The sequence below is a fragment of the Pseudomonas sp. MS01C9 genome (assembly GCF_058202755.1).
This window is the reverse complement of sequence record NZ_CM177073.1, coordinates 1,701,219-1,722,320: the sequence shown is the minus strand read 5'-3', so window position 1 is coordinate 1,722,320 and position 21,102 is coordinate 1,701,219. Positions and strand designations below refer to the sequence as shown.

At 64.2% G+C, this 21,102-nt stretch carries 16 protein-coding genes; 7 read left to right on the top strand and 9 right to left on the bottom strand.

The window, feature by feature from the left end; translation table 11 throughout:
- Positions 1–9: 9 nt before the first annotated feature.
- The 4 genes from dxs to AC1M7R_RS07940 all read right to left on the bottom strand — a co-directional run bounded on the left by dxs (position 10) and on the right by AC1M7R_RS07940 (position 4,407).
- Positions 10–1,908: a 1-deoxy-D-xylulose-5-phosphate synthase gene (dxs, locus tag AC1M7R_RS07955; protein WP_092181404.1), complete on the bottom strand. Its 1,899-nt coding sequence runs from the start codon at positions 1,906–1,908 to the stop codon at positions 10–12.
- A 91-nt stretch (positions 1,909–1,999) separates the two neighbouring features.
- The gene (gene ispA / locus AC1M7R_RS07950) at positions 2,000–2,887 is read right to left on the bottom strand and encodes a (2E,6E)-farnesyl diphosphate synthase (protein WP_072395597.1); all 888 of its coding nucleotides are present in this window, start codon (positions 2,885–2,887) and stop codon (positions 2,000–2,002) included.
- Positions 2,884–3,126 (bottom strand): exodeoxyribonuclease VII small subunit, encoded by a 243-nt coding sequence (locus AC1M7R_RS07945; protein ID WP_072395599.1) that lies wholly within the window; start codon positions 3,124–3,126, stop codon positions 2,884–2,886. The genes ispA and AC1M7R_RS07945 overlap by 4 nt, the downstream gene beginning before the upstream one ends.
- Before the next feature lie 144 nt (positions 3,127–3,270).
- On the bottom strand, positions 3,271–4,407 hold the full coding sequence (locus tag AC1M7R_RS07940) for a Fic family protein (RefSeq protein WP_490610480.1): 1,137 nt from the start codon (positions 4,405–4,407) through the stop codon (positions 3,271–3,273).
- A 270-nt stretch (positions 4,408–4,677) separates the two neighbouring features.
- On the opposite strand from AC1M7R_RS07940, the gene AC1M7R_RS07935 reads away from it, so the two are divergent.
- The 7 genes from AC1M7R_RS07935 (at position 4,678) to AC1M7R_RS07905 (ending at position 15,929) form a co-directional block, all read left to right on the top strand.
- A complete protein-coding gene (locus tag AC1M7R_RS07935; RefSeq protein WP_076406154.1) occupies positions 4,678–5,466 on the top strand; it encodes a YfaP family protein in 789 nt (262 codons plus the stop codon).
- A gap of 36 nt (positions 5,467–5,502) precedes the next feature.
- Complete coding sequence (locus AC1M7R_RS07930) at positions 5,503–7,212, top strand: DUF2138 domain-containing protein (protein ID WP_165887240.1); 1,710 nt, start codon at positions 5,503–5,505, stop codon at positions 7,210–7,212.
- On the top strand, positions 7,197–7,856 hold the full coding sequence (locus tag AC1M7R_RS07925) for a DUF1175 domain-containing protein (protein WP_072458873.1): 660 nt from the start codon (positions 7,197–7,199) through the stop codon (positions 7,854–7,856). The genes AC1M7R_RS07930 and AC1M7R_RS07925 overlap by 16 nt, the downstream gene beginning before the upstream one ends.
- On the top strand, positions 7,853–12,421 hold the full coding sequence (locus AC1M7R_RS07920; protein ID WP_165887856.1) for an alpha-2-macroglobulin family protein: 4,569 nt from the start codon (positions 7,853–7,855) through the stop codon (positions 12,419–12,421). Before AC1M7R_RS07925 ends, AC1M7R_RS07920 begins: the two co-directional genes overlap by 4 nt.
- Position 12,422: 1 nt before the next feature.
- Positions 12,423–14,042, top strand: a complete 1,620-nt coding sequence (locus AC1M7R_RS07915; RefSeq protein ID WP_165887241.1) for a DUF2300 domain-containing protein — start codon at positions 12,423–12,425, stop codon at positions 14,040–14,042.
- 3 nt (positions 14,043–14,045) lie between these two features.
- Positions 14,046–14,876: a YfaP family protein gene (locus AC1M7R_RS07910; RefSeq protein WP_165887242.1), complete on the top strand. Its 831-nt coding sequence runs from the start codon at positions 14,046–14,048 to the stop codon at positions 14,874–14,876.
- A 162-nt stretch (positions 14,877–15,038) separates the two neighbouring features.
- On the top strand, positions 15,039–15,929 hold the full coding sequence (locus AC1M7R_RS07905; protein WP_072395632.1) for an MBL fold metallo-hydrolase: 891 nt from the start codon (positions 15,039–15,041) through the stop codon (positions 15,927–15,929).
- Positions 15,930–15,988: 59 nt separating this feature from the next.
- Here the strand turns inward: AC1M7R_RS07905 and AC1M7R_RS07900 are convergent, their stop codons facing one another.
- From AC1M7R_RS07900 to AC1M7R_RS07880, 5 genes are read right to left on the bottom strand one after another with little or no spacing between them, the layout of a single operon-like run.
- The gene (locus AC1M7R_RS07900) at positions 15,989–16,921 is read right to left on the bottom strand and encodes a phosphatidate cytidylyltransferase (RefSeq protein ID WP_072395634.1); all 933 of its coding nucleotides are present in this window, start codon (positions 16,919–16,921) and stop codon (positions 15,989–15,991) included.
- A gap of 1 nt (position 16,922) precedes the next feature.
- Positions 16,923–17,543, bottom strand: a complete 621-nt coding sequence (locus tag AC1M7R_RS07895; protein ID WP_165887243.1) for a lysophospholipid acyltransferase family protein — start codon at positions 17,541–17,543, stop codon at positions 16,923–16,925.
- Between the two features lie 9 nt (positions 17,544–17,552).
- Positions 17,553–18,008 carry a hypothetical protein gene (locus tag AC1M7R_RS07890; RefSeq protein WP_072431426.1) on the bottom strand — a complete coding sequence of 152 codons (456 nt, stop codon included), beginning with the start codon at positions 18,006–18,008 and terminating at the stop codon, positions 17,553–17,555.
- Entirely contained in the window at positions 18,005–19,336 is a 1,332-nt protein-coding gene (locus AC1M7R_RS07885) for a phosphatase PAP2/dual specificity phosphatase family protein (RefSeq protein ID WP_490610336.1), read from the bottom strand. The genes AC1M7R_RS07890 and AC1M7R_RS07885 overlap by 4 nt, the downstream gene beginning before the upstream one ends.
- A complete protein-coding gene (locus AC1M7R_RS07880; protein ID WP_337349703.1) occupies positions 19,336–21,093 on the bottom strand; it encodes a bifunctional alpha/beta hydrolase/class I SAM-dependent methyltransferase in 1,758 nt (585 codons plus the stop codon). Before AC1M7R_RS07880 ends, AC1M7R_RS07885 begins: the two co-directional genes overlap by 1 nt.
- Positions 21,094–21,102 lie beyond the last annotated feature (9 nt).

The window sequence follows — 21,102 nt, the reverse complement described above, 5'->3', positions numbered from 1 at the left end:
TGGCTGAACTTACAGGCCCAGCAGCTGTAGCCGCTGGCGCACCGACGCCTCGATCCCGGCCTCGTCCAGCCCGCACTCAGCCAGCATCTGCGCAGGCTTGGCATGTTCGACGTAGATGTCCGGCAGGCCCAGGTGCAGCACGGGCTTGAGGATATTCTCCCGGGCCAGGAATTCGCTGACCGCCGCGCCGGCGCCGCCCATGATGGCGTTTTCTTCGATGGTCACCAGCAATTCGTGATGACTGGCCATCTCGCGCACCAGGGCTTCGTCCAGGGGTTTGACGAAACGCATGTCCACCACCGTGGCATCCAGGGTCTGTGCCACTTTCATGGCTTCGGCCAGTTGGACGCCGAACACCAGCAGGGCGGTCTGCCTGCCCTGGCGACGAATCACGCCCTTGCCGATCTCGATGGGCTCCAGGTCGGTTTCGATGGTCGCGTTCGGGCCGCTGCCACGAGGGTAGCGTACCGCTGCGGGGCCATCGAACAGGTGGCCGGTGGTGAGCATCTTGCGCAGCTCGTTTTCATCGCTCGGCGTCATGACCAGCATGCCGGGGATGCAGCGCAGGTACGAAAGATCGAAGCTGCCGGCGTGGGTGGGGCCGTCTTCGCCCACCAGGCCCGCGCGATCGATGGCGAACAGCACGTCCAGGTTCTGCACCGCGACGTCGTGCACCAGTTGGTCATAGCCGCGTTGCAGGAACGTCGAATAGATCGCGACCACCGGCTTGGCCCCTTCGCAGGCCATGCCGGCGGCGAGGGTCACGGCGTGCTGCTCGGCGATCGCCACGTCGAAATAACGCTGTGGATAACGTTCGCTGAACGCCACCAGGTCCGAACCTTCCTTCATCGCCGGGGTGATACCCAGCAGGCGCGGATCGGCTGCCGCCATGTCGCACAGCCACTGGCCGAACACGGCGGAATACTTCGGACCGCCGGCCTTCTTCGGCGCGGCAGCCGGTGCATCCAGCGGTTCGAGCTTGGTGATGGCGTGGTAGCCGATGGGGTCGACTTCCGCCGGGGCGAAGCCTTTGCCTTTCTTGGTCACCACGTGCAGGAACTGCGGCCCCTTGAGGTCGCGCATGTTGCGCAGGGTGGCGATCAGCGTGGGCAGGTCATGGCCGTCGATGGGGCCGATGTAGTTCCAGCCCAGCTCTTCGAACAGCGTGCCGGGCACCAGCATGCCCTTGGCGTATTCCTCGGTGCGGCGGGCGATTTCCCAGGCGCCGGGCAGGCGCGACAGGACCTTCTTGCTGCCTTCGCGCATGCTGGCGTAGGTGCGGCTGGAGAGGATTTTCGCCAGGTAGTTGGACAGCCCGCCAACGTTGCGCGAGATCGACATGTCATTGTCGTTGAGGATCACCAGCATGTTGGCGTCGACTTCCGGCGCATGGTTCAGCGCCTCGAAAGCCATGCCCGCCGTCAGCGCGCCGTCGCCGATCACGGCAATGGCCTTGCGCTCGCTGTTCTGCAGGCGGGCGGCAATCGCCATGCCCAGGGCAGCGCTGATGGAGGTGCTGGAATGACCGACCCCGAAGGTGTCGTACTCGCTTTCGGAGCGCCGTGGGAACGCGGCGATGCCGCCTTTCTGGCGAAGCGTGCTCATGCGCTCGCGGCGACCGGTGAGGATCTTGTGCGGGTAAGCCTGATGGCCGACGTCCCACACCAGTCGGTCGTCTGGCGTGTCGAAGACGTAGTGCAGCGCGATGGTCAGCTCGATGACGCCCAGGCCGGCACCGAAGTGCCCGCCGGTCTGGCCGACCGTATAAAGCAGCTCCAGACGCAGCTCATCGGCCAGGGTTTCCAGCTCGGCTTCACCTAACCGACGCAGGCCGTCCGGCGTGGCAGCGCGGTCCAGCAGGGGCGTGGTCGGGCGTTTGCGGGGAATCTCTTGGAACGTCGTGGGCATCAGGCGAATCGTTATAGGTATAAAAGAGGCGGCAGTTTACCTCATGCATCGCCAACTGCCCACGCGTTGGCCGGAACTTGGCTACCTGTGATCAGCTGCGACGCTCGACGATATATCGCGCCAGATCGCGCAGCGGCTCGGCCGCCGCGGCAAACGGTCGCAACGCGGCCAGGGCCTGGTCGCGCAGTTCCAGGGCGTAGGCCTTGGCCACATCAAGGCCGAGCAGGGCCGGATAGGTGGGTTTGTCCCGGGCGATATCGGCGCCCTGGCGTTTGCCCAGGGTCTGGGTATCGCTTTCCACATCGAGGATGTCGTCCTGCACCTGGAATGCCAGGCCGATTGCCCGGGCATAGACCTGCAAGGCCTGCAACTGCTGCGGGGTGGCCCGGCCGCTGGCGAGGGCGCCGAGCCGGACGCTGGCTTCGATCAGTGCGCCGGTCTTGTGCCGGTGCATCTGTTCCAGGGCATTCTGGTCGAGTTTGAGTCCCACCGAGCCGAGGTCGATGGCCTGGCCTCCCACCATCCCGGCGGGCCCTGCCGCGTGCGCCAGGGTACTGACCATGTCCAGGCGGGTCTGCGCCGGGCAATCGCTCAGGGCCGGGTCCAGCAGGGCGCTGAATGCCAGGCTCTGCAAGCCATCGCCGGCCAGGATCGCGCAGGCTTCGTCGTACTGCTTGTGAGTGGTCGGCTGGCCGCGACGCAGGTCGTCATCGTCCATGGCCGGCAGGTCGTCATGGACCAGGGAATACGCGTGGATCAGTTCCACCGCGCACGCCGCGCCGTTGGCCTGCTCGGCCTGGCCGCCCAGTGCCTCGCAGGCGGCATAGGCCAGCAACGGACGCACGCGCTTGCCACCGTTCATCACGCTGTAGCGCATGGCTTCATACAGGCGGGCCAGCTCGGGGCTCGGGGCGTTGAACAACGTCTCCAGCGCAGCATTGACCCGGGCCTGACTGCTGGCCTGATACGCGCCGATCATTCAGGCTGTTCCGCGTCGAAGGGCTCTTCGGCCAATTCCCCGTCGCGTTCGAGCAGCAACTGCACTTTCTGCTCGGCCTGGGCCAGCGCCGCCTGGCAGTCGCGAGTCAGGCCGATACCTTGCTCGAAGGCGGTCAGCGAGTCTTCCAGCGACAATTCGCCGTTCTCCAGCCGTTCGACCAGTGTTTGCAGGTCGGCCAGGGATTGTTCGAAGTCCAATGCAGCTTTTTTGCGGGCCATGGCGGCTGATTCCGGTTGACTGTTAAACCGGCGCGACACTAGCAGACATGGGGGTTCGGGGCAAATCAGGACAGGGCTGGAGGGGGAGTGTTCCTCTGTGGCGTGTCTTTGCCGCAGCAACCTCCGCTTACCACAAACACAGTCTCACGCAGCTGGATAATGGATTCGGTACCGAGTACTGCGTCCTCCTCCCGGTAATCGCTCCAGACAGCCTTTTTCCAGCAACTCCGCCAGGTGTCGGGTTGCGGTTGCCTTGGAAACCTTGGCCACGGCCTGGTACTGCGCTGCGCTGATACCGTGCTCAAAACCTTTTTCACCACCATCGAGCAACCGGTTCAGCACTTTGGTCTGTTCTGGGGTGAGTCCCGAGGCGCGGTGAACCTGCCAGAATCGAGCCTTGCGCAACACGCTTTCGATCTGGGCCATGGCTTTGTGCAAGCTGCGCGACAGGGTCCGCAAAAACCAGGTAAGCCAATCGGTGATATCCAGCGTGGCTTTCTGAGCGCTTTCAAGTGCTCGGTAGTAGCCAGCGCGGTCATCAAGAATGCTCACGGACATGGCGTAGAAACGGATCGCCTGGGCTTCGCCCTGGGCCAGTGCGAGATCGGTGAGGGTGCGTGTCAGGCGCCCGTTGCCATCGTCAAACGGATGCAGGGTGACAAACCAGAAGTGGGCGATACCGGCCCGCAACAAAGGATCGAGTCCGGATTGATGACGGCTGGCCTCAAACCAGTCGAGGAAGGTTTGCAGTTGCTGTTCGAGACCTTGGCGAGGCGGGGCCTCGAAATGAACAGTGGGACGGTCCAATCTGCCCGAGACCACTTGCATTGGCTCGTCTCCCCGCAGCGAACCTACGCGAATGTGCTGATGGGCCAGGTCGCTCGCCTGTTCAGGGAATAGCCACTCGTGCCATTCAAGCAGCCGCTCGACGGTCAGGGGCTGGCTGAAGTGTCGGGTAGCATCCAGCAAAAGGTTCGCCAGGCCCTCACTGCGCGGGCTGACCGGAGTGTCACTGGCCCGCTCCAGTCCCAGGCGTCGGGCCAGAGACGACCGCACCGAGCCCACATTCAATTGCTCCCCTTCAATGGCCGATGAGGTCACGATGTTCTGCAACAACGTATCCAATTCGTTCTGGGCGTTGAGCGACGCGGTGACAGCGCCGGTCATGCCGAGCAGTTGACCTTGGGTTTGCACGCATTCACGTAGCAGAGCCGCCAATGTTTCGGGCTGCCAGTGAAAGTTGGGCCAGTCGGGCTGTTGCCAGATCCAATAGGGTTCCATGAGCCTGTCCATACCGGGGATGAGCCGAATAATAACGTTATTCGGCTCATTTCGTGAGCCGAATAACTTCGCTAATCGGCTCACGCTCTCCCCAAGACGTGATTTCCCACACAGAATCACGCGTTCCCCGATTGTGAATAATGCGCCGAATCGCTAACCTTCGCGCCATCTACAGCCCCCGTATGGCGGGCTCCTGACGAAACCTGAAAAAAGATAATCAATGCGCCGAGGAAGGGCGCCAGGTTGCGTTGCGCATGGCAGGAGGCATACATGCGTTTTCTTTCATTGCTGATCGCGCTGATGGCCGCATCGTTGGTGTGGGCGGAGCCTGCGGCCGAGATGTCGGAGCCGGTGGGCGGCTGGCGCTTCAACGGTCTGCTCGATCGCACTGAAAACCCGCAGGTGGCCTATCCCACGCCGCCCATCGACCGGGGCGTGCAGCGTAATCGCACGATGATCGAAGGCCGGCTCAAGGACATCGGCACGGCCCGACAACCCCACAGCCTGGCGGTCAACGGCAATCCACTGAATCTCTATACCGACGATGAGGGGCGTTTTGGCCGGCCCTACGCGTTCGGTGCTGGCTCCAACAGCGTCGAGGTGCGCAGCTCAGAAGGCAAGTCCCTCAAGCGCGTGCAGTTCTATGAAGCCAACAACCTGCGAACGCCGGCGCAGATTCGCGTAGTGCTGGGCTGGGACGATCCCAAGGCCGAGCTGGATCTGCATATCGTCACACCCGACGGCCAGCATGCCTTCTTCGGTCGCCCGGCACTGACCAATGGCGGCGGCCTCGACCCGGATGGCGTCGATGGCCCCGGCCCCGAGATGTTCACCATGACCGCGCCGATGCACGGCACGTACCTGGTCTACGTCAACTATTGGGGTAACTACGGCAGCGGCGGCTACAACTTCGACGAAACCAGCAACCAGAACGAGGTGATCACTTCCCAGATCAACCTGGTGCTCAACGAAAACACTGTCGATGAAAAACGCGAGACCTTCGTCGTGCCCTTGCGCGCCATCGGCGACCTGCTGCTGGTCAAGACTTTCAACTATTAAGTATCCCGCTCCACGGATGAATAGGCCCTTGTGAATATGAGCGACAACACTGCTTCCCCGACCACGCCGACACCTGTCGCTAAACCTGCGCGCCGCTGGCCGGCGATGCTGATCGGGCTGTGCCTGGTTGCCGGTGTGGCTGCCGGGCTGGGCTGGTTCATGAACAAGCCCAAGGCGCCGCCCATGGCGCTGGCATTGGAAAAGCTCGGCCTGAGTCGCCCCGATGGCTTGCTCGAGGCCCACTCCCTGAGCCAGTTGCCCAAGGATCTGCTGGCGGTGCCATTTCTCAAGGCCACGCTCACCGAGGACTTCGTCTTCTATTACCAGGCCCATGCCGACCGCCTCGGGCTGATTGGCAGCCTGCGCCGGATCATCTACGAGCATGACCTCAAGTTGCAGGACAGCCTGATCGAGGAACTGTTCGACCAGCCGGCCGACGTGGCCCTGTGGCGCGGTGCCGATGGTCGCCTCAAGGATTTCCTGCTGGTGATGGATCGCGGCGGATTGGCCAAGGTCCTGGAGCCCCTGGCGAAAGTCGCGCTGGACGACACGCAGTTGAGCAAGCTCAGCGACCTGAAGGTCGGTGGCGATGAGGTCGCGCTTTATCAACTCAGCTACAACGCCAGCAAATCACTGGTCTTCGCGTCCCATGGCGACAAACTGGTGGTGCTGTCCAACCCGACGAAGCTCTATGACCCGGCCAACGGGCCCTCGCAGGAGCGCGGCAGTGTCTCGACGACCGCCCTGGCAGCCTTGCTCAGTGGCGAAAAACTCTTTCCGGAAGCCTTCGGCCTGCCGCCCAGGGCGCCTGAGGTCAAGCAACGCATCGCGGTCAATGCCAGCGTCCTCGCCATGGGTTACCAGCGTTTCATCCCGAATTTCGCCGGGGTGCGTTTCGACATGGACGACAAGGGCTGGCACAGCTTCCTGGCCCTGGATGAGCTGGAGAACCAGCCGGACTTCGACTTCAAGCCAATCTGGCAAGCCATGCCCATGGGCGCCAGCGCCTGCGTGTCCTTGCCCCTGGCGGCCGAACAACAGAAGCCGCTGCTGGTGAAACTCGGCGCCGATGAAAAAGCCGCCCAGGCCATGACCGAACACATGGCCGGCGCGGCGGGCCTGTGCTGGTACGCCGATTCGCGGCTGTACACACCGCTGCTGGTAGCGAGCCTGAACGCGGACGACGGCAAGCTCGACGCCGACCTGGGCGGCCTGTTCGGTTCGATGGTGGGCGCCTATGAAAACAATGTCGCCGAGCACGCGTTCCCGGTCGTGGAGAAGCAGGAAGGCCCGATGCATCACTGGCAACGCCAGGTGAGTTCCAACTTCGGCCCCTACCTGGCCAAGGACTCGCTGCAGCCCGAATCCATCACCGGCAAGGCCTTCATGCGGGTCAGCCTGGCGCGTCACGGCTCCACCCTGCTGTTTTCCCTGGACGACAAGCTGGTGGACAAGGCCCTCGGCACGCTCGACAAGCGCTTCCCGCCCATGGCCGACGTCTTGCCCAAGGGTGTGCTGATGCCTGTCTACTTCGGCCCGGACGCCATGGCGCAACTGATGCAGCGTGAAACCCTGGACAGCCTGCCCCAGGACATGGAACCGGTGTTCTACAACGCCGCGCAGACCTACCTGATCCCGAAACTGCGCACCCTCGGCGGTTATGGCAAGTACGCCCTGACGCTGCCCGAAGGCAGCGAGCCGGACGGCCACTGGCAATGGCTGCCGCTGGAATGGAAAGCGCTGTGATCGGACTGCTCCGCAATCGCCATTGGGTGCTGACGCTCGCGTTGCTGCTGGGCGGACCGGCGTTCGCCGTCGAGACGCCGCCTCTGGATGTCCAGCAATCCCAGGTCTTTCGTGCCTGGTTCGTGCGCATCGCCCAGGAACAGCTCAGTCGTGGCCCGAGTCCGCGCTGGTACCAGCAGGACTGTGCCGGCCTGGTGCGTTTCGCCGCCAACGAAGCGCTCAAGGTCCATAACGAAAAATGGCTGCGCAGCAACGGCATGTCCAACCGCTACCTGCCGCCGGAGCTCGAACTGAGCGACGCCCAGCGACGCCTGGCCCAGCAGTGGCAGCAGGGTGGCGGCAAGGTCGGGCCCTACGTCAACGCTATCAAGCTGATCCAGTTCAACAGTCGCCTCGTGGGCCGTGACGTGACTCAGGCCCGCCCCGGCGATTTGATGTTCTTCGATCAGGGCGACGACCAGCACCTGATGATCTGGATGGGCCGCTACATCGCCTATCACACCGGCACCACTACCCCTACCGACAACGGCATGCGCTCCGCAAGCCTGCAACAACTCATGAACTGGAAGGACACCCGATGGATACCCGACGCAGCCAACCCCAACTTCATCGGCGTCTATCGACTCAACTTTCTCTCCCAATGACCGGTGCCCGCATGCTGCGCTTGTGTTCGAAACTGCCCCTGCTGTTTGCCCTGTTGCTGGCCCCTGTCGTCAATGCCGAAGACACCGTGGAGCCCAGCGGCTACACACCCGTGGCCGGTGAAAGCTTTTTCCTGCTGGCCGACAGCAGTTTCGCCAGCGACGAGCAGGCCATGGTTCGCCTCGAAGCGCCGGGCCGCGATTATCGCCGGTTTCGCATGGAGCCCTACGGCGGCGCCGACATCCGGGTCTATCGCATCGAAAAACCCCTGGACTTCCTCAAGCGCCAGAAAAACCTGCACCGGGTGGTCAGCGACGGTCAGTTCAAGGGCGAAGGCCTGTCCAATACCCTCGCGTACCTGTGGGACAACTGGTATCGCAAGTCACGTCGGGTGATGCAGCGGGCGTTCTCCTACGAGTCCCGCCAACAGGTCACCGAAGAAGTGCCCGAGCTGAAAATGGGCGATGCGATGGTCGCGCCGACGCCTTACGAGGCCTCGCCGCAATTCGCCTTGATCCCGGGCCTGCCGGTGGTCAGCCAGTTCCGTTACCCGCTGTGGCAGGCCAAGCCGATCCAGCCGCCGGCAGGCGTCAATCTGGCCGGTTCTTCCAGTGAGTTCGTCAGCGTCGCGCCGGGCAACGTCTATATTCCCCTGGGGCAGCTCAAGCCTGGCCTGTATCTGGTGGAGGCGCTGATCGGCAAATATCGCGCGACCACCATGGTCTTCGTTTCCAACACCGTGGCGGTGAGCAAGATCGCCGGCGACGAACTGCTGGTCTGGGCCGCGCGCAAGCATGAAGGTCGTTCGGTGCCCAAGGTCAACGTGCTCTGGACCGATGGCCTGGGCGTGATGAGCAGCGGTGCCACCGATGAAGACGGCTTGCTGCGTCTCAAGCACGTCAGCCCCGAGCGTTCCTTCGTCATTGGCGAAGACGAGGAGGGCGGCGTATTCGTCTCCGAGAACTTCTACTACGACAGCGAAATCTACGACACCAAGCTCTACGCCTTCACCGACCGGCCGCTGTATCGCCCTGGAGACTGGGTGTCGCTGAAGATCGTCGGCCGCGAATTCAAGAATGCCCGTGATTCGGTGCAGCCGGCGGCGGCTGACGTCAACGTCAGCGTGCTGGATGCCACCGGCACCGCGTTGCAGACCCTGGCCCTGAAGCTGGACGCCAAGGCCGGTACCCAGGGACGCTTCCAGTTGCCGGAAAACGCAGTAGCCGGTGGTTACGAGCTGCGTTTGAGCTACAAGGACCAGCTCTACAGCAGCGCCTTTCGCGTGGCCGAGTACATCAAGCCGCATTTCGAAATCGCCTTGAACCTCGACAAGCAGGATTACCGCACGGGCGAGCCGGTCAAGGGCAAGCTGGTGCTGTTGTATCCGGACGGCAAGCCGGTGGCCGACGCTACCGTGAGCCTGAGCCTGCGGGCCCAGCAATTGTCGATGGTGGACAACGAGCTGCAATACCTGGGGCAGTTCCCGGTGGAGCTGACCAGCAGCGAAGTGACCACCGATGAGCAGGGCGTCGCGACCCTCGACCTGCCGGCCGCCGACAAACCGAGTCGCTACACCCTGACGGTATTCGCCAGCGATGGCGCGGCCTATCGGGTCAAGACCACCAAGGAAATCCTCATCGACCGTGGTGCGGCGAACTTTCGCCTGAGCGCCCCCCAGCGCTTCAGTGCGGCGGGGGAGAAGGTCGCTTTCAGCTATGTCAACGAAGGCGGCAACGAGCCGAGCAAAGCCGTGACGCCGGCCGGCTACGCCTGGGTGAGACTGGAAGACCAGAGCACGGGCGAAGGCAAGCTGACGGCCAAGGACAAGGGCTTCAGCCTGGCCTTCGAGCGGCCCGGTACCTATAACCTCACGCTCAAGGATGACCATGGTCGAGTCATTGGCGCCACCGGGCATTCGGTGACCGGTGAAGGCGTCAAGGCGGTGCCGGGTACCGTGGAGATTGTCCTCGACAAACCCGAGTACAAGGCTGGAGACGAAGCGCTGGCGCTGATCACCTTCCCTGAGCCGGTCACTGACGCACTGTTGTCCCTGGAGCGGGACAAGGTCGAGGCCACGGCGCTGCTGTCGAAGGGGGGCGACTGGCTGAAAATGGAAAGCCTCAGCCCCACCCAATACCGCGCGCGCATCCCGGTCAAGGACGCCTTCGCGCCGAACATGACCTTCTCGGTCCTGTACACCAAGGGCGGCCAATACAGCTTCCAGAATGCTGGCATCAAGGTGGTCGCGCCACAGATCGACGTCGCCGTCACCACCGACAAGGCCACTTACCGGCCCGGTGACACGGTGACCGTCGACCTGAGCACCCAGTTCGCCGGCAAGGCGATACCGGCCCACCTGACGGTCAGCGTCGTGGACGAAATGGTCTATGCCCTGCAACCGGAGGTGGCCCCGACCATCGACCAGTTCTTCTATCACCCGCGGCGCAACAACGTACGCACCAGCGCCAGCCTCTCGTTCATCAGCTACGACGTCGCGTTGCCGGGCAGCCCCGGCGCGCCGGGCAAGGCCAACCGCAGCGAGCGTGGTGTCAAGGTGCTGGAGCGACCACGTCGCGAGGACGTGGACACCGCCGCCTGGCAGCCGGAACTGGTAACCGATGCCAACGGCAAGGCCCGTTTCACCTTCAAGATGCCGGACTCGCTGACGCGCTGGCGCATCACCGCGCGTGCCATTTCCGACGACGGCCAAGTGGGACAGAAAAAGCAGTTCATCGCTTCACAAAAGCCGCTGTACCTGAAGTGGAGCGGTCCGACCCGGTTCCGCAGCGGCGACAAGCCGCAGTTGGGCCTGTTCGCTTTCAGCCAGTCGGAAAAGCCGCTGAAGGCCGAGTTGCTGATCCGCTACGCAGGCACTGAACAACGCGTGGTGGCCGAGCTGAAACACGGCATCAACTATGTCGCGTTGCCGGCGCTGGCGTTGAGCAACGGCGACCTGGACGTGCAGTTGCAGTTGAACGGTGAAACCCAGGACGCCCTGGCCGTTCGCCTGAACGCCAGCGGCAACGGCTGGCAAGTCACCCAGAACCAGCGCCTCGACGTGGCCACGGGCGATACCCCACTGGCATTGCCAGCAGATGCCAGCGATATCCGCCTGCGCCTGGACGACAGCCCGCAAGCGCTGTTCCGTTCGGCCCTGGACGACCTGTTGAGCTACCCGTACGGCGGCGTCGAGCAGACTGCCAGCCGTCTGCTGCCGTTGAGCATCGCTTACCCGACCCTGGCCGCGGATTCGCAGACCCGCGACCGCTTGCGCCTGGTCATGCAGAACAGCCGTCTGCGCCTGGTGCAGATGGCCGGTCCTTCGGCGAGCTTTACCTGGTGGGGCCAGGAAGGGGAGCCGGATGCCTTCCTGACCGCTTACGCCTATTACGCCGACTGGCACGCCAGCAAGGCCCTGGACCTGAACCTGCCGCCGGAACACTGGCAGCGGGTGCTGGAGGTCTACGCCAAGCAGGCGGGCAACACTGCGCTGTTGCAGCGTGCGTTGATCCTGTCGTTCGCCCGGCAGATGCAATTGCCGGTGAACACCTTGCTCAGCGGCTTGATGGAAGATCTGGCGAAGGCAGGCGAGGGCAGCGCCGGGAGCGTGATGGAGGATGGCGCGGACAGCCTGATCATGAGCGCCCCGGATTCGGCCCTCGGATTGGCCAGTGCCCGTGTACTGACCGCCTCCCTGGCCCGCCAGGCGAAGGTGCCGCTGCCGGACGCCTTCAACCGTCAGCTGGCCGCTGCCCAGCAGCAACTGGATGTCAGCTCGCAGCCGTTCGTCGAGGCGCTGCTGGCGTCGTTGCAAGCCTTCGATCAGGCACGCTCCGCCGCCCTGCTGGAACGCCTGCTGCCGCAACAGTCGACCCTGGAACGGGCCCTGGCCTTGACCTGGCTGCAACGCAGCATCGAACAGGCTGCGCCGGCCGTGGCATTGACCCCAGGCGAGGGTTGGAAAGCCCGACAAGGCGCCACCGGGGAAACCTACTGGCAGTGGCAAGGCGCCCAAGTCCCGACCGTGCTGACCCTCAGCGGCGCCCAGGAGCGTCCATTGCAGGCCGCGCTGAGCTTCCAGAGCCAGCAACCGCCGATGGCACCGATGGCGGTGTCCATCACCCGTCGCCTGTCGCGTTTGGTGCCGGGTGTCGATGCCTACACCTTCACCCTCGAAGCCGTGGGCAGCAAGCCGTTGTCCAGCGACGGCCTCTATCTGGATGAGGTGATCATCAACAGCAAGGCGTCGACCCCGCTGCGCTACGGCATGCTCGAAGTACCGCTGCCACCGGGTGCCGATGTGGAGCGCACCACCTGGGGCATCCAGTTGCTGGGCAAGGCTGGCAGCGAGCCGACTTCGCTGGAAAAGGCCCGCTTCGAACCCGGCCAGATGGCCTACGCGGTGCCGGTGGATGCCCTCAGTGGCGAACTGCGCCTGCGGCATCTGGTGCGCTTCTCCCAGAAGGGCCAGTTCAACCTGCCGCCGGTGCGCTTCACCCAGGTCTATGCACCGCAGAATCAGGCTTGGGAAAAGAAACCGGCGCTTGGTCAGGTCACGGTCGACTGACATGCGCGGCCTGCTGGTTGGGTGGCTGTTGTGCTTGATTCCTGCGCTGGCGACAGCGCAGGACGAGCCACTGCGCCTGGCCTTCGACGGCCAGCTGCTGCGGGTGGGCCAGGGCCAGGTGCTGGACCGCCAGCCGTTGCCCGATTCCCTGCAGGCACCACTGGGCAGCCTGTGGAAGCTGTTCGTCTACGCCTGGCTGGTGGACACCCATGCACAGGAACCGGCCTACGAGTGCCGCGGCCAGTCCAAGGAAGAAGTGTATTGCTGCAGCGCCGGGAAGAGCATCGGTCGCGACCAGGCCCTGGTGAAGTCCTGTGGGCTGTATTTCGAGCCGCAGCGGCTCGGGCTGGGGGCCACGGACTGGCGCGACTACTGGCAGGCTCGCCAGGCGCCGTCCTGGCTGCTGGACCTGCCCGCCCTGCAACCGCAAAAGCAGGTGCCCGTCGTCGAGCTGCTCAAGGCGCTGGCCACGTTGCCGGCCCAGGACCAGGCCCGTCGGGTGCTGCTGGATGTGGTGCTCAACGCCTCGGATGGCCGGCTTGTCGGTCAATTGGGCAGTCGCCTGCGGGTCAAGACCTGGAGTTGGCTCGGCGAGCAGGGGCCGGCATCGCGCCAGGGTGGCTTCGCCGGTTGGCTGGCCGATGGGACGCCCGTATGGGCCGGGGGGCGGGGCACCAGCCAGCAGGTCCTGAAGGTGTTCGGTGACGGGCTGGCCGCGGCGCTGCCGGTGCGTTGGCCGGCCGAAACGGGACGTTGCGTGGAAGTGGGCCTGTTTGCCCGATACCCGTTGCAGCGTGTCATGTCGGGTGATCGGCCGGTCGCGCCGGGTCAATTGCGCGGTGATTACCGCGTCGAGTTCGCCAACGGCAACCAGTTGGATATCCATAGCGACGGCGAGCTGTTCCTGACGCCCGGCAAGCTGGTGGCGCGGCTGGACCGGGAGGAATACGTCGCCCGGGTCCTGCAGCGCGAAGCCAAGGCCGAACCCTCCGAAGCGGCCAAGGCCCTGGCCGTGGCGATTCGCACCTACCTGTTGCAGAACGCCCAGCGCAACGGCGATTGCCTGAGCATCGACGACAGCAGCCATCGGCAACGGGTCGCCCCGCGCCCGGCGACGGCCGAAACCCGGTCGATCGCCGCCTGGACCAACGACCTGGTCCTGGCCGGCACCGATGTGACCTATCACTCCGACCAGCCAGGTCCGGACAAGCTGTCCTGGCAGCAGGCGGTGGAACAAGCCAGCGCCGGGCAGCGCTACGACGCCATCCTGCTGCATGCCTATCCACGCGCCAGCCTCAGTCGCTGGGACAATCCGGTGGCGTCCTGCGAAGCGTTGCCGGCTGCCCAGCAATGGCTGCTCAAGCAGCGTCGAGGCTGGCGTCCTCGGCTGGAAAGCGAAGTGGGCTACAACGAAATCAGCGCTTTGGCAGTATGCCGTCTCGCCTTCGGCCGGCCTTATGTCGACCGCGAGCGCCAGCGCATCTACGTTCGGGGCGTGCTATCGCTCCAAGACCGCCTCGACCTGACTCATGAATACCTGCACCTGGCCTTCGAAGCTCATCCCAACGGCCAGGACGAAGACTATATCGAAGGGCTCGCCCGTCACCTCTTGCTGGAATAGACCATGACACTCCGTTATCCACAGGTCTTGCTGTTGCTCTGCGCCATGACCGCGTTGCCCCTGGCCGTTGCCGCTGACGGCATCAAACTCGACACCCCGGTCGGCGGCTGGCGCAGCGGCGCACCGGGCGGCGAGGATGAAAACTTCAGCCAGACCGTCAACTACCCGGCCTCGTCGGTCAATACGCCCGAGGGCCAGGCCGGCACGGCCCGCATTACCGGCCAGATCAAGGCCATGCCCAAGGACACGAGCGAGCCGGGCAAACTCATCGTCAACGGCGTGAGCCTGCCGTTGAAGCTCGATCCAGAGGGGCGCTTCGACCGGCCATTCTCGTTTCCCAACGGCACCAACAGCGTCGAAGTGCGCAGTCCCGATGGCCAGCATCGTCACCGCACCCAGTTCCTCAACACCAGTGGCGGCGCCACGCCGGCCAAGCTGCGGGTCTTGCTGACCTGGGACAGCGACGGCACCGACCTGGACCTGCACCTGCTCACGCCCGACGGTGCCCACATCTGGTACGGCGACCGGGTCGCTCCCAACGGTGCCGCGCTCGACGTCGACGTCACCACCGGCTACGGCCCGGAGATCTTCGCCATGCCGGCACCGATCAAGGGGCAGTACCAGGTCTACGTCAACTACTACGGCGGCGGTTATCGCAACGAGGAAAGCGATGAAGACGCAGAATCAGTCGAGCAGGCGAAACAAGCCCTGACCACGGCGCAGATCACCGTGATCACGGAAGAGGGCACGCCGAGCGAAAAAATGGAGACGTTCGTGGTCCCGATGCGGGCGCCGGGGGAGTTGACCCTGGTGAAAAGTTTTAGTTATCCGTGAGGAGAATTGGCCAACAGCTATTGGACAATCGTGGGTGGTAGACAGGCAGGAGACTGTCACCGCCTGTCGCCTTCCCTGAATTCCCAACCCCCCTTCCAGTCGATTCCAGAGAGCCCCTACAAAACCGAAACAAACGCCCCACCCCGCAAAAGGAGGCCATCCATGCGCATCCATCACCTGAACTGCGGCTGCATGTGCCCGGTGGGCGGGGCGTTGTTCGATGGCTACAGTCGTGGGCTGACGGCGTGCCTGGTGTGTCACTGCCTGTTGGTCGAAACAGACACCAACGGCCTGATCCTGGTGGACACCGGATTCGGCCAGCGGGATATCCAGACCCCCGAGCGGCTGAGCCGATTCTTTCGCACGTTCAACAACATCCGGTTCGAGCATCGGCTCACGGCGCTGGAACAGATCCGACGCCTGGGTTTCGACGCCCACGATGTGCGACACATTCTCTTGACTCACCTGGATTTCGACCACGCCGGCGGGCTCCAGGATTTTCCCCAGGCGCGGGTGCATGTGATGCGCGACGAGATGGCGGTGGCCCGCTCCGCGAACACCTGGATCAGTCGGCGTCGGTTCCAGGCCCGGCAGTGGCAGGGTGTGGACAGTTGGGAGTTCTACACCACTGAAGGCGACACCTGGTTTGGCTTCGACTCGGTGCGGGCGCTGATCGGGGCGGAAGAAGAGGATATTTTCCTGGTGCCGTTGCAGGGCCATACGGCCGGTCATGCCGGGATCGCCCTGCGCACCCCCGGCGGCTGGATGCTTCACGCCGGCGATGCGTATTTCTTTCACGATGAAGTCCATCAACCCGAACGCCATTGTCCGCCGGGCATGCGGTTTTATCAGTACATGATGGACACGGACCGTCCGGCACGCCTGCATAACCAGAGTCGTTTGCGGGAACTGGCATTGTCCCGGGATCATCAACCTGTCGAGATCTTTTGCAGCCACGACGTCCGGGAGTGGGAACGAGCCGTGGCCCGGGCGCGCAAGCTGCGGGTCGACTCCAGTGCTATGCCGTCGGCCACGGGCAAGCAGTCAACCTGACGCTGGCCTGATGTTGCCGAACAGCTGCTTTCCCTTCGCCCACTTTCAGTGGGCTTTTTTCAGGTCCACCAATACCGGACCAGATGAAAGAAGATCGGTGCCGCGAAACACACCGAGTCCAGTCGGTCGAGCATGCCGCCGTGGCCTTCGATCATATGGCCCCAATCCTTCACCCCGCGGTCGCGCTTGATCGCCGACATCACGATGCCCCCGGCAAACCCCAGCAGGTTGATCAGCAAGGCGATGAGGAACGACTGCCAGGGGTTGAACGGCGTGATCCACCACAGCGCGCCGCCGATCAGCGAGGCCAGCAGGATGCCGCCGGCAAAGCCCTCCACGGTCTTCGAAGGCGACAGGTTCGGTGCGATCTTGCGCTTGCCGAACAACTTGCCGCACACGTACTGCAACACATCCGACAGCTGCACCACGATCACCAGGTACGCGATCAGCAACAGGTTGCGGCCCTCGAAACCGGCGATGTCCAGGGTCAGCAAGGCCGGGACGAAGGAGATGCAGAACACCGCGATCATCAATCCCCACTGCACCTTCGAAGCACGCTCCAGGAAGTGCGTACTGTCGCCGCCCAGGGACGCCAGGATCGGCAGCAGCAGGAACACATACACCGGGATGAAGATGGAGAACAATCCGTACCAGTCGTAGTAGATCAGCAGGTATTGCAGCGGCAGCGCCAGGTAGAACGCGGCCACCAGGGCCGGGTAATCGCTGCGTCGGGTGGGCGTCAGGGTCAGGAATTCACGCAGGGCGTAGAACGACACTGCGTAGAACAGCAGGATGACCGCCGCATTGCCGAGCCAGAACGCGATGCCGATCACCAGCACCATGATCCACCAGGCATTGATTCGCGCGTTGAGGTTATCGATGACCGAGTTCGGTGCGCCCTTGGTCCGCAGCTTGAGAATGAAGCCGATCACGGACGCCAGCACCAGAATCGCGCCGATTCCGCCAAACAACATCAGGGTGTATCGATCCATGTCAGACGTGCTCCGGGGCCAGTGCCAGCAGTGCGGCGCGGCTGCGTTCAAGAAATTGCTCTTTGCTTTCGCCTTCTTCGATGCACAGCGGTGCACCGAAACTGGTGGTGCATAACAGGGGCAAAGGCAGCACCCGGCCCTTGGGCATGACACGGTTGAGGTTGGCGATCCATACCGGGATCACTTCGACCTCGGGATGGCTTTTCATCAGGTGATAGATCCCGCTCTTGAAGGGCAGCAGGCCTTCGTCTGGGTTGCGCGTGCCCTCGGGGAAGATGATCAGCGAGTCGCCGTTGTGCAGGGCATCGAGCATCGGTTGCAGCGGGTTGTACCCGGGATCCTTGCGCTCCCGGTCCACCAGCACGCCATTGAAAACCCGGTTGATGATGTAGCGGCGCAGCGGGCTGGTCTGCCAATAGTCGGCACCGGCCACCGGGCGAGTGAGCTTGCGCAGTGCCGGCGGCAGGGACGCCCAGAGCAGCACGAAATCGCCATGGCTGCTGTGGTTGGCGAAATAGATCCGCTGCACCGGCCGCGGCGCGCAACCGAGCCACAGGCTGCGGGCGCCCGTGACCATGCGGGCGGCGGAGGTGATGAGGTTGGCGATCACGGGTTCGAACATGAGGATTCCTTATCCTGAAAAGGCTAGCCAGGGACTGGCCAGGATGAAGCCCAGCGTCAAGACAACTTGTGCCCCCAGCAGGCGCGACTGTCGACGCAACAGCATCAACGCGCCTCGTTGGCGTTCGCTCCACAGGCGGCCGGCGCGTTCGGCCGGCTGCAGGCCCAGGGTGGTGAGGGCCTGATCCAGGGCGAAGGTGCGCTCGGCCAGCGAATGGGCGCTGTCGGCCATGCGCTGGAACAGATCGGCATCGAATGCCACGCGCAGCGCCCAGTATTTTTCCAGCAAGCCGAGGACGATCAATGTGGCACTCAACAGCAGCAACCATGGGTCGATCACGCCCACCAGCCATTGCCCGAACCCCAGCAGCGCCGCCAGCAGCGTCAGCCCGGTGGACAGCTGGTCCAGGGCGTGACCGCGGCGCAACAGGCTCGCGACGGTATGCAGTTCCATGTCGCTGATCATCGCTGGTGCTCCTCGGCCAGTTGCGTCAACACCCGGCGGTGGGCCGGATGCAGTACGACGCCCGGGCGGGCCCGTTGGACTTGCCCGATGGCGTCATCGGCACTCGCCGCCCGGCCACTGTGCAGCAGCCACGCGGCCACGGCGGTGGCGCTGCGTGAATAGCCCAGGGCGCAGCAGACCAGCACCGGCCCGTATGGGCGCAGGTTCTCGATCGCCTGCGCCGCTTCCAGGCATTGCCCGGCTGTCGGCACCGTCAAGTCGAGCACCGGCAATGAGCGATAGGCGATGCCAGTGCTGTCCACGGACAGTTCGGCGCAGAGGTCGAGCACGCCGCCGAACGGGCTGCCCTTCAATTCCGCCGACGTAGGCACGCGCCCCAGCCAGACGCCATCCGTGACCTGATCCGGCTGCGGATGCTGGCGTGTCCACCAACGGGAATTGACCCAGGCGGCTGCCAGGTAGGGGGCCAGCATCCAGCGTACGGCGGGGTTCAGCCGGCCATCGGCACGCTTCTGGAACCCGTCGGCGCCGAACAGCAGGTAATTGAGCGCCACCCAAAGCAGCGCCACCGCCGGCCAGACCAGCCACAGCCAGGCGCCGGCGAAGGCAAACGCCGGAATGAACATCGCTGCCGCGCCCAAGGCATAACGCAAGGCCAGTCGCAGGCGTGCGCGGTCATGGCTCAGGCGCGCGCTTCGCAACGGGCTGGGCCGATCCAGCGGCCACAGCCAGACACACAGCCAGCCGGCCAGCGCGCCGGTGGGAACGTCGATGAAATGATGCTGGTAAGTGGTGAGCACCGACACGCCGATCAAGGCGAACCAGCCGTGCATCAGCCAGCGCCAGATACCTTGCAGATGGCGCTGGTAGCAAACCCAGAGGATGACCAGCAACGCGATGTGCAGCGAGGGCGCCTGGTTGAATGGCTTGTCGAAACCGGCCAGCACGTCGAACAGCCAACCGAACACCCCATCCATCTCCGGTCGGGCAAAGGTGAAGCGCAGCGGCCAGAGCAGGAAGCAACTGACCGCGATCGCCTGGGCCGTGAGCAGGCGCAAGGCGTGTCGCTTGAGGGCCTCGCGGCTGTTGGGCAGCAGCAGGGACAAGCCATACAGCAGGTCGATCGACCAGTACGGCACGATGGTCCAGGCCATGAACGGCATGTGGCTTTCCCAGCCGAACACCAGGCTGCCGACATCGTCGCGCTGGGACGTGACCCAGGTGGCGAAGCCGTAGGTGCTGAAGAACAGCGGGGCCAGCAACAGCAGCCAGAACACCGCCGGCTTCAGCAGCGCCGGCTCCCGGGCGGGGGGGATGACAGCGCTCATCACTGCACTCGCTGGGCCAGCGAAACGCTGAAGATGCCCCATGCATCGACCCGCAGGGTGATCTTGCGAAAGCCTGCAGCCTCCACCAGTTGGTCCATTTCCGCCTGGCTGCGCCGACGCATCACCCACGCCTGCCCGGCGCGGTGGCTGGTGAGGGCGCGGGCAATGAGCTCCAGCTGCGGGTGCCACGGCTGGCCGGTGTAGATCAGGAACCCCCCCGGTTCCACCGCTTCGGCCAGGCCCGCGAGGGAGCCGCCGACCATCTGGTTATCGGCGAACAGCTCGTACAGGCCGGACACCACCGCGAGGGTCGGCTTGGGCTCCAGGGCCGCCAGGTCCTGGCGATCGAAAGCATCGCCTTTGACGAAACGGGCGATGTGCCCCAGGCCTTTTTCCTGGATCAATGCGCCGCCATCACGCACGTTGATGTCGCTGTAGTCCCGCAGCAGGATCGACTCCGGCAACGGGCTGACACCCTGCAGCGCTTCGAGAATGTAGCGGCCGTGGCCGGCGGCGATATCGACGATGCGCACTTCGCGCTGCTCTTCGCGCAGCTTGCCCATGGCCAGGCGCAACAGTTCCTCCACGTGCAGCTTGCGCTGGCGGATGCCACGCCAGCCGATGGAGTCCAGGTAGTTCCGGTCGATCAGCCGCCCCAGCGCCGAAGTACCGGTGGCGCGGTTGCGGTAGACATAATCCAGGGTGCTGCCGGAGTCGAAACCGGTGTCGAAGCCCAGCTTCACGCCGGCTGACAGGGTGCTGCCCAGGCGCATGCTGGCGCGGGTCATGCGCCAGTACAGGTCGCGCGGCGAATTGTGCGGCAGCGGCGTTGCCAGGGATTCGGCTTCGGCGCAGGTCGCGCCCAGGCGGTCGGCATCCAGCAGGGAAGGGCGCTCCAGGGGGCGTTCGAAATTCTGCAGGATAAAGCGCCGGGCGCTGGCAATGGCCGGTGCGCGGTGCTTCTCCCCCAGGGTGTCGTGGAAGAAACCCGGCAGGATGTGCTTCTCTTTCTGCAGGCTGCCCAGTCGCTCGAAGAACTGTTCCTGGGGTTTGCGGTGCACCACGAAGTCGGAACCGGAGATCAGCAACTGCGTCGGCACCTGGATCGCCTGGGCATCGGCCACCACCCGCTCGGCGGCTTCGTACAGGCCCAGCAGCACATTGACCGAGATGGCCTTGGTGATCAGCGGATCGCTGTCGTAGGACGCCACGCGCTGCGGGTCATGGCTGAGGAATTTCGCCTTGACGTAGCTGTTGACGAAGAAATTGCCGCGAAACCTGCGCATCAGCGCCAGGCCCGGACGGGCGAAAGGCACGTAGAGCTTCACCTTGAACGCCGGCGATGCCAGCACCAGCGAACGGATGCGCGGTGCATAGTCATGGACCCAGGTCGCGGCGATCACCGCGCCGACGCTTTGCGCCACCACGGCGATGTTCTGTTCATCGATCTGGTGCTGCGCGCCGATGTGGTCGCAGAACGTCTGTACATCCCGCGCACTGGTGGCAAAGCTCGGGCTGTCGCCCCGCTCGCCAGGGGACTGGCCATGGCCCCGGGCGTCCCAGGCAAAAAAGTCGAAGCCGGGCAGGTCCAGTTCGTCCACCAGGTGCGCGATGCGCCCGGAGTGTTCGTGGCCACGGTGAAACAGCAGCACGGCCTGGCGGGGTTCGCCCGGGGCCACGTCGACGGCCGGCCAGTGTCGGTAGAACAGCTCCACGCCGTCATGGGTGGTGAATGTCCGGTGTTGGGCTTCGCGCATTGCAAGATC